Here is a 9,074-nt window from a genome sequence, read left to right as displayed (position 1 = left end):
GCGCGCGCCGGAGGAAATCGCCTTTCTGCGCCAGGCCGTTGCCGCCGATGCTGCATCCAAGTCCGGCGTGCGCGCCGCGGCCCGCCTGAAAGAGCTGGGCCAATGAACCGCGCCGAACCCCTGATGGCGCTGGCCGCCATCACCAAGTCCTTCACCCTCGGCAGCGCCACCATCCACGCGCTACGTGGGGTGGACATGAGCATTCGCCGCGGCGAAACCGTGGCCGTCACCGGGCCCTCGGGCAGTGGCAAAAGCACGCTGCTCAACCTGTGTGGCCTGCTGGACCAGCCGGACGGCGGCGAAGTCTGGTTCGATGGCGCCGCCCTGCGCAACGCCAGCGAAACCTCGCGCGCCCAGCTGCGGCGCGCGGCCATCGGCTTCGTCTTCCAGAGCTTCAACCTGGTGCCGGTGATGAGTGCCGCCGATAACGTGGACTATCCGCTGTATCTCCTCGGTGTACCGCCGCGTGAGCGCGCCGAACGTGTGGCCCGCGCTCTGGACCGCGTTGGCCTCTCCGGCTTTGCGAAGCACCGCCCGGACCAGCTCTCCGGCGGCCAGCGCCAGCGCGTGGCGATCGCCCGTGCCATCGTCAAGAACCCGCGCCTCGTCATCGCCGACGAACCGACCGCCAACCTCGATGCCGCCACCGCCGCGCAGGTTATCTCGCTCATGAAGCAGCTCGCGCACGAGCAGGGCACCAGCTTCGTGATCGCCACCCACGACGACCGCATGCTGGCGCACTGCGACCGCGCGCTGATGCTGGACGACGGCGTCCTCGCAGGAGGCTCGTATGCGAATTGATCTCTCTTTCGGCGGCAAGTGGCTGGCCCTCGCCTTCAAGAACACACTGCGTAACCGCCGCCGCTCGCTGGTCACGCTGGCTATCACCGCCACCGGCACCGCGGCTGCACTGCTGGGCGGCGGCTTCGCCCTGTGGACCTACCAGTCCCTGGCCGAGATGAGCGCGCGCGACACCGGCCATGTGATCGTCGCGGCGCCGGGCCAGTTCGACGGCACCGACTCCACGCCGCTGGCACATGGACTTGATGATGCGGCGGCGCTGGCGCGCAAGCTGCTGGCCCGCCCCGGCGTCCAGCGCGTGCTGCCGCGCGTCCAGTTCACCGGCATGATCAGCAACGGCGACAAGAGCGAGATCTTTGTCGGCACCGGCGTGGACGCGAACCAGGAATTCCTCGTCAAGGGTCCCTTTCTCAAGCGGAACGAAGGCGAGCTGCTGGACAGCGTGCAGCCGCAGGACGGCCCCGGTGTGCTGATCGGCTCCGGCATGGCCCGGTCCCTCAATGCCCACCCGGGTACGTCCCTCACGCTGCTGGCCACCACCACGGCGGGCAGCCTGAATGCGCTGGATGTGCGAGTGACCGGCGTGGTCTCCACCGGTGTCGCCGAATTGGACAAGCGCCTGATCATGGTGGACCTCTCCACCGCGCAATCGCTGCTGGCCACCAAGCGCGTGAACACCCTGCACGTGTACCTTGAGGAGCGCGACGCCACCGATACCGCCGCCGCGTCACTGCGCCATGACTTTCCGAAGCTGGAAGTGCGCACCTGGCTGGACCAGGCGCAGATGTACACCAGCGTGAAAGGCCTGTACGACCGCATTTTCGGCTTCCTCGGCGTGATCGTGATGGTAATCGTGGTGTTCTCGGTGACAAACGCGCTGGCGATGGCGGTCATCGAACGCACCCGCGAGATCGGCACCCTGCGCGCCATGGGCACCACGCCCGGCGAGATCACCCGCTTGTTCACGCTCGAAGGGCTGGTGCTGGGCAGCGGCGGCGCCATCTTGGGCATGGCCCTGGCGGCAGGCGTGGCCATGTCCCTGCTGATGTTCGACGTGCGCATGCCACCGCCACCGGGCCGTACTTCCGGTTATCCGCTGATGGTCATGGTGTCGGCCCAGATGTATCTCACCGCGGCCTTCATCGCCGCCTTCCTGTCCGCTGTGTCGTCCTGGCTGGTGAGCCGCGCCGCCGCCCGCCAGCCTGTCGTGGAGGCTCTCGCTCATGTTTAAGCACACCCTCATCGCCGCCGCCTTTGCGCTGTGCGGCCTGGCCCAAGCCGCTGACGTGGACGACATCCTGCGCAAGGCCGATGCTTTCCGCCTGCCCGACAGCTCGGCGCAGATCGAGACGCTGGTCCAGACCTACAAGGACGGCAAACTCGATAAGGAGAAGCGCTACCAGGTCAACACCAAGGGCGCGGGCAAGTCGCTGATCCTGTTCCGCACGCCCGGCGAGGCGGGGCAGAAGGTGCTGATGGTCGGCGACGACTTCTGGATGATCATGCCCGGTAGCGCACGTCCCATCCGCATCACGCCTCTGCAAAAGCTGCTGGGCGACGCTTCCACCGGTGACATCGCGAACCTGAGCTGGGCCGGGGACTACACCGGCACCGTGCTGCGCGAGGTGGAGGTCGACGGCGTGCACTGCCTGGAACTGGAACTGGCCGCGAAGCGCAAGTCGCTGAGCTACCAGCGCATCGTGCTGCAGGTCGGCGCCAAGGACTACCGCCCTGTGCACGCGGACCTGTTCGCGACGTCAAACCGCCGCCTCAAGCAGGCCAACTACACGGTGGGTGCGCGGGAAGGCAAGCCGTCGGTCCTGAAGGTCGTGCTGATCGACGAGGTACAGACCAGCCGCCAGACCGTGGTGACCACACTCTCCGCCAAGCCGCGCCAGCTCGGCGATGAGCTGTTCAACGCCATGTACCTGACCCGCAGCGACATCGCGCCATGAGATTGCGGATTGCCACCGCCGCGCTGCTGGCCCTCGGCGCTACGCCGCTTGCGCAGGCCGAGGACAGCGTGCAGTTCACCACCCGCGCGCAGTACGAGACCCGCGGCGCCAATCTGGCCAACCCATACCGCGTGCGCGACTGGGAGCACGCGGTGGCTGCTGCGGACCTGCGCTGGCAGTGGGACGCGCCGTGGCAGACCGCTGTCAAAGGCTTGGTGACGGCGCGTGCTGCCGGCGACGAAGAGGGCCGTCTCACGCTTAACGAACTATCCTTTGAGCGCGCGGCAGGCAGCGGCTTTGTTACCGTCGGCAAGAAGATCATAAGCTGGGACGTCGGCTACGCCTTCCGCCCATTGGACGTGGTGCAGCAGGAGGACCGCCGCGCCCTTAACGTGACCAACCTGGTGGGAGTGCCGTTGCTGGCCTATGAGCGCTTTACCGCCGACAGCGCGCTGACTTTTGTCTGGTCCAACCCAGGGCGCGGCAAGGCGGATCAGCCGCGCGGCGACGAATCGCTGGCGCTGCGCTGGTACGCCAGTGCCGATGCGCGCGACCAGTATGCGGTGTTGCGCGTCTCGCAGCGCAACGGCGTCGAAGGCGGTGTCTCGTTCTCCCAAGTGCATGGCGATGGCCTGGAACTGCATGGCTCCATCCTGTTCCAGCAGCGCCACGACACGTGGACCGGCACCCACTGGGAGCAGCAGGGCAGCGGCGCCAAGGCGCTGGCCGGACTGACCTGGACCACTGAAAGCAAATGGATGATGGTGGCGGAGGCCTGGGCCGACCGGACGGCCCTCAAAGGCCAGCAGCACAACGTCCTGTTGCGCGAAGAGTGGCGGGACGGCGACCTGGCCATTGGTGGCGACGTGCTGTGGCAGACGCAGAGCGGCAGCCGCATCGTGAGCGCTAGCGTGGCGTGGACGCCCGCGCCATGGCAGCTGAGTGCCAGCGTGCGGCGCTACGGCGGTGTGGCCGGATACGTGGTGCGCAGCGCCGCGGTGTTCACCGTGCAGCGCGCGTTCTGACTACATCTGCCGGAACAGGTGCGCGTAGAGAGGGCTGACGCGCAGCTTTTCCGGCCGGTTGCGCAGCGTGAGGGTGTACTTGCCCGCTTCGTCACGAATGGCGCTGGTGACGCAGGTGGAATTGACGATGGTGCCACGGTGGACCTGCCAGAACACCTGCGGGTCCAGCTGGGGGAGCAGCTCCTTGAGGCTCGTGCGGATCAGCGCCTCGCCATCGGCTGTGACCACGTTCACGTACTTGTCCAGCGCTTCAAAGAACACGACGTCGCCGATCGGGATCATGCGCACCTGGTTGCCCGCACCGGCGCGGATGATCGACAGGCGCTCCGGCTGCGCGCTGGCCGCCTGCGCGGGCATGAGGGCGCGCATCTGGGTCAGTAGCTGCTCCATCGCCGGCGCGGCGGCGGGCGTGCGCGCGGCCAGACGCTGGCGCAGGCGTTCCACCGTCTTGCCGAGACGCGCGTCGTTCACGGGCTTGAGCACATAGTCGGCCGCATCGCGCTCGATGGCGGCCAGTGCGTATTCATCGTAGGCAGTGACGAAGACGATAAACGGGAAGGGCGCCGCGGCGGGCCATTCGTCCGCCAGTTCCTCGGCCGCTTCCAGTCCCGTCTTGCCCGGCATTTTGATGTCGAGGAAAAGCACATCCGGCTTTTCGTCGAGCGCCATACGCACTGCGTCGATGCCGTTGGGTGCCGTGGCCACAATCTGCAACTCGGGCCACAAGCGCTGCAGGCTGTGAGCCAGCGTGGCGGCGAGGATTGGTTCGTCTTCGGCGATCAGGGCGCGGACAGTCATGGCGTCTCGATGGGCAAAGTGATGGTGGCCACGCAGCCGCCATCGGGCGCAGCGTGCAGCGACAGCGATGCGCGCTCGCCGTACAGTGCCTGCAGCCGCGCGCGCGTGTTGGAAAGGCCCACGTTGGTACCTGGCTTGCCGGGCGGCGCATCAAGGCCGCGCCCATTGTCAGTCACGGACAGGACCAATCGTTCCGCCTCGCGGCGCGCGCCGACGGCGATGTGACCGCCCTCGACCTTTGGCTCGACGCCATGAGCAACTGCGTTTTCCACCAGCGGCTGCAGCAGCATCGGCGGCACGCGCGCCTCGGCCAGCGCGGGCGGCAGCTCCAGCGCATAGTTCAGGCGCGCTCCCATCCGGATCGACATCAAGCCGAGATAGGCCTCCATCAGCGCGAACTCCTGCGCCAGCGTGGTCGCCTGCGCGCGCGAAGACGACAGAGTGGCGCGCAGATACTGGATCAGCTGGTCCAGCATCTCCTGTGCGCGCGGCGGGTCGATGGCAATCAGCCCTTGCACGTTGGCGAGAGTATTGAACAGCATGTGCGGTTCGAGCTGCGTTTGCAGCAGCTGGAGCTGGGCCTGCACGGCCTGGCGTTCGACCGCTTCGGCGCGGGCCCGCTCGTTGGCGGCTTCCGCCTGCGCCTTGAGCAGCCGTTCGCGGCCCGAGAAGAAAATCGATGCGGCGGCCGTGGCCAGCAGCGTGAAGAACACCGAACCGGCATGGAAGGTCCGGCCGGAGAGGAAGGCATCCAGCGAGAAGTTGCGGTGGCCGAGCAGCCAGCTCGCCAGTGCGGTGCCGCTCATCTGGGCGATGACCACCGCGCCGATCAGGATCAGCGGGAAGATGGTCCAGTTGGGCCGCCCCGTGGCACCCCACATCAGGAAGCGCAGCACGTCTATGATGATGAAGGCGATATAGCCGATGCACATCGAGAACACGAGGTTCTCGAAGAAGGTGCTGCGCGAGCCGAGGATGAACGTCACCGCCAGCGCGCAGGCCACGTTGAAGATCGTGACGTAGCCCGCGTCGCGCAGCAGCTTGTTGACGGGGACGCTGTGCATCACACGGTGCCGCCCGCGCGCAGGGCGGCGATGTCGGCGTCCGATTTGCCCAGCACGTCGCGCAGTACTTCATCGGTGTGCTGGCCCAGCAGCGGCGGGGGCAGTTCTGCTTCGGCAGGTGTTTCGGAGAGGCGCATCGGGCTGCGCACCAGCTTGACCGAACCGGCGGCAGGGTGGGGCATGTCCACGGCCATGCCGCGCGCTTTCACCTGCGGGTTGTCGAAGACTTCGTCCAGATTGTTGATCGGCCCACAGGGCACATTGACAGCTTCCAGCTGGGCGATCCACTCGTCCTTGGTCTTCGTCTTCACCATCTCGGCCAGCAGCGGGACAAGCACGTCCCGGTTCTGCACACGCTGCGGGTTGGTGGCAAAGCGCGGATCGTCGCGCAGCTCGGGGCGGCCGCCCACCTCCACGAATTTGGCGTACTGCCCGTCGTTCCCGACCGCGACGATGATGTAGCCATCCGCGCAGGCGAAGCTCTGGTAGGGCACGATGTTGGCATGCGCATTGCCCCAGCGCTTGGGCGGCTTGCCGCTGGTGAGGTAGTTGCTGCCCACGTTTGCCAGCATCGCTACCTGCGTGTCCAGCAGCGCCATGTCGATGTACTGGCCTTCGCCGGTGCGGTCGCGGTGGGTGAGGGCGGCCAGCACCGCGATGGTGGCATACATGCCGGTCATGAGGTCCGTGAGCGCCACGCCGGCCTTTTGCGGGCCGCCGCCGGGCAGGTCATCGCGCTCGCCGGTGATCGACATCAGTCCGCCCATGCCCTGGATCAGGAAGTCGTAGCCCGCGCGGTGCGCGTACGGGCCGTCCTGGCCGAAACCGGTCACGGAGCAGTAGACGATGTCCGGCTTGATGGCCTTCAGGGTGTCGTAGTCGAGACCATACTTCTTCAGCTGGCCGACCTTGAAATTCTCCAGCACCACGTCGCAGTGGCGCGCCAGCTCGCGGATCAGGGCCTGGCCGTCCGCGCTCGCAATATCGACGGTGACGGAGCGCTTGCCGCGGTTGGCGGAGAGGTAGTAGGCGGCTTCGGTCGTGTCGTGGCCTTGCGCGTCCTTGGCGTAGGGCGGGCCCCAGGCGCGCGTGTCGTCGCCCGCACCGGGGCGCTCGATCTTGATCACGTCCGCGCCCAGGTCGGCCAGGTTCTGCGAGCACCAGGGCCCAGCGAGAACGCGGGAGAGATCGAGGACGCGAATATGCCCGAGGGCCTTCTTGGTTGTCTGAGTCATGCTGTGAAAATGAAGAAAATCAGTTGGCCTGGCGCAGCGCGATGCCGCGGCCAATGGCCTGCACTTCGCGCGCGGCGGGCTGCAGGGCCGCCTCGATCACGCGCAGCGCCAGCTCGGGCTGGGCGCCGCCGCACATGAAGATGTCGGCAGCCGCAAAGCCGTGTTCCGGCCAGGTGTGGATGGAGATGTGTGATTCGGCCAGCAGCAGCACGCCCGTCACGCCCTGGCCGTCGCCAAACGTGTGGAAGTGCGAATGCAGGATGCGCGCGCCCGCCGCCTGTGCGGCGCCGCGCAGCAGCGCGTCGATGCCCACGGCGTCGGTCAGCAGGAACGCATCGATGCCGTACAGGTCCGCCAGCAGATGCTGGCCGGCCGGCCGAAAGTCATGGTTCATTTGTGGCCGCCGCCCCCATAGCCGCCGCCGTAGGTGCCGCCGCCGTAGCTGTGCGAGGTCCAGCTGCTGCCGCGGCCACTGCTGCCACTCGACGAGAGCAGCGACATCCAGCTGCCCGCGGTGGAGAGCAGGGTCACGATCAGGGCGTACACGTAGAAGCGCGGGTTCATTTCTGGTCCTCGTCGGAGCCCTTCATCAGGCGCGCAGGCAGCCAGATGGCGAGCGCGCCGATCAGCGGGTAGATCATCGAGCGCGGGCTCAGGATGGCCGGCAGGATATTGAAGAAGAAGAGCGCGATCAGGAAGCCGCGCACGCTCGATGGCGACAGCTGGTTGGCAGGCGTGGAGCGGGTCCGGATCGCGACATTGCGCATGCTCTGGCCGAACCATGCGCGCACCTGGTCGAAGGCCACGCGGGTGGAGCGCGACCAGGTCAACTCGTCGTCCGTCATTTCGGCGGAGAGGCGGGTCTGCGCATGTTCGAACTCGTACGCGCGCACCACGTCGCCGACCTGCACGCGCCAGTTGAAGGCGCCCGCAGCCCAGCGCACCGTGGCGGGGTAGTCATACAGCTTCTTGTACGTCGCGCCGTCCAGCGTGGCTGTGTCGGACCCGGTCGAACTCCACTCGGGCCAGTTGTACTGCACATCCGCGCGCCACCATTCCTCCGCTTCCACCAGCCAGAAAAAGCCGCCGCGGGGGCTGTACAGCAAGTACTCGGTCCAGGTGGTGCCTTCATCATCCGCCCGCACCATGGCGCCGAGCACCGTGTGCTCACGGTTGTTGATGGTAGCCTTGGAGCCCAGCACCAGCGTGGTGCGCACGCGTTCGATCTGTTCGCCCTTGTCGATGACCGCCGCTTCCGGCCCGGCCGCATCGAGCCGGGTAGCGCAGCTGGGGCAGACCAGCGTCGTGGTGATGCCGGGCAAGTAGTTGATCAGGCTTCCGCAGGATGGGCAATCCAGCGTATCGAGCTTGCCGCGGTATTTGCCCGCGCTGGATTTGATCTGCTCTTCGTCGCGCAGCAGCTGCATCTGCATCTGCTCCAGCGTGACCGAAAAGCCGTTGTACAGGACCGGGCGCTCGTCCGAATAGTCGAGGGTGACGAAGCGCGGGCCGGCGCGGAAGTCCGCCACTTTCGCTTCCCAGCCTTCGCCCACCTTGAACGGCAGTTCGCCCTGGCCGCCAATGCAGCGCGCCACGCGCTTTTCGGATGCGGTGAAGCGCTGCCCGCCCAGGTCATAGCGGCGGCCGGGGTGAATGGAGTCGAAGTCCGGCAGCCCGCCTTCGGCCGGAATCTCGGTGGTCAGCGTGAACAGCCCGGATGAATCGCCCAGCCAGCCGGTGGCGCCATCGTCGAACATGAGGTACCACTCGTTCCACATGCCCGCAGAGTAGCGCAGCTGGATGCGGCCGATGACGTTGAACTGCCGCCCGCCCGCAGTGCCGGAGCTGCCGATCTGGATCGGTGAATAGTCCTCCAGCACGGCCGACATCTTGCCGATGTCGCGCACCGAGTCCGCGTCCTTGAGCACCGTGGCGCGGCAAAACTCGCACACCGCCATGACGGAGGCATGCGACTTGAACTCGACCGGCGCGCCGCAGCTGGGACAGGAGACTGTTTGCATGCGCCCGCGGTCAGCCGATCAGTTTTTTCAGCAATTCCGCTTTGGTGCTGTCGTAGTCGCCCTGCGAGATCAAGCCCTTGTCGAGCAGGCCCTTGAGCTTTGCCAGGCGGGCTTCGATGGAGTCTTCGGCCGGGGCGGCAGGTGCAGCCGGTGCGGCAGCCGCCGGGGCAGGGGC

General features: G+C 67.0%; 10 protein-coding genes and 1 pseudogene. 4 read left to right on the top strand and 7 right to left on the bottom strand.

The window, feature by feature from the left end:
• The first annotated feature begins 102 nt into the window (after positions 1 to 102).
• From E4L96_RS08940 to E4L96_RS08925, 4 genes are read left to right on the top strand one after another with little or no spacing between them, the layout of a single operon-like run.
• Entirely contained in the window at positions 103 to 801 is a 699-nt protein-coding gene (locus E4L96_RS08940; RefSeq protein WP_135206869.1) for an ABC transporter ATP-binding protein, read from the top strand.
• Positions 791 to 2,032, top strand: a complete 1,242-nt coding sequence (locus tag E4L96_RS08935; protein ID WP_135206868.1) for an ABC transporter permease — start codon at positions 791 to 793, stop codon at positions 2,030 to 2,032. Before E4L96_RS08940 ends, E4L96_RS08935 begins: the two co-directional genes overlap by 11 nt.
• Positions 2,025 to 2,756: an outer membrane lipoprotein-sorting protein gene (locus tag E4L96_RS08930; RefSeq protein WP_135206867.1), complete on the top strand. Its 732-nt coding sequence runs from the start codon at positions 2,025 to 2,027 to the stop codon at positions 2,754 to 2,756. The genes E4L96_RS08935 and E4L96_RS08930 overlap by 8 nt, the downstream gene beginning before the upstream one ends.
• Entirely contained in the window at positions 2,753 to 3,781 is a 1,029-nt protein-coding gene (locus E4L96_RS08925; protein ID WP_135206866.1) for a hypothetical protein, read from the top strand. Before E4L96_RS08930 ends, E4L96_RS08925 begins: the two co-directional genes overlap by 4 nt.
• Here the strand turns inward: E4L96_RS08925 and E4L96_RS08920 are convergent, their stop codons facing one another.
• The 7 genes and pseudogenes from E4L96_RS08920 to E4L96_RS24740 form a co-directional block, all read right to left on the bottom strand.
• On the bottom strand, positions 3,782 to 4,579 hold the full coding sequence (locus E4L96_RS08920) for a LytR/AlgR family response regulator transcription factor (RefSeq protein ID WP_135206865.1): 798 nt from the start codon (positions 4,577 to 4,579) through the stop codon (positions 3,782 to 3,784).
• Positions 4,576 to 5,643, bottom strand: coding sequence for a sensor histidine kinase (locus E4L96_RS08915; RefSeq protein WP_135206864.1), 1,068 nt, complete (start codon positions 5,641 to 5,643; stop codon positions 4,576 to 4,578). The genes E4L96_RS08920 and E4L96_RS08915 overlap by 4 nt, the downstream gene beginning before the upstream one ends.
• A complete protein-coding gene (locus tag E4L96_RS08910) occupies positions 5,643 to 6,878 on the bottom strand; it encodes a CaiB/BaiF CoA transferase family protein (RefSeq protein ID WP_135206863.1) in 1,236 nt (411 codons plus the stop codon). Before E4L96_RS08910 ends, E4L96_RS08915 begins: the two co-directional genes overlap by 1 nt.
• Before the next feature lie 19 nt (positions 6,879 to 6,897).
• Positions 6,898 to 7,272 (bottom strand): adenosylmethionine decarboxylase, encoded by a 375-nt coding sequence (speD, locus tag E4L96_RS08905; protein WP_135206862.1) that lies wholly within the window; start codon positions 7,270 to 7,272, stop codon positions 6,898 to 6,900.
• The gene (locus tag E4L96_RS23625) at positions 7,269 to 7,442 is read right to left on the bottom strand and encodes a hypothetical protein (RefSeq protein WP_167758641.1); all 174 of its coding nucleotides are present in this window, start codon (positions 7,440 to 7,442) and stop codon (positions 7,269 to 7,271) included. Before E4L96_RS23625 ends, speD begins: the two co-directional genes overlap by 4 nt.
• The gene (locus E4L96_RS08900) at positions 7,439 to 8,899 is read right to left on the bottom strand and encodes a DUF4178 domain-containing protein (RefSeq protein WP_135206861.1); all 1,461 of its coding nucleotides are present in this window, start codon (positions 8,897 to 8,899) and stop codon (positions 7,439 to 7,441) included. The genes E4L96_RS23625 and E4L96_RS08900 overlap by 4 nt, the downstream gene beginning before the upstream one ends.
• Positions 8,900 to 8,909: 10 nt before the next feature.
• Positions 8,910 to 9,074: pseudogene (locus tag E4L96_RS24740) on the bottom strand (SHOCT domain-containing protein); the annotation flags it as partial.

Source organism: Zemynaea arenosa (assembly GCF_004614185.1).
In the GTDB taxonomy this organism is placed as follows: domain Bacteria; phylum Pseudomonadota; class Gammaproteobacteria; order Burkholderiales; family Burkholderiaceae_D; genus Telluria; species Telluria arenosa.
Note: the sequence above shows the minus strand (reverse complement) of the source record. Positions and strands in the feature narration are given on the sequence as shown.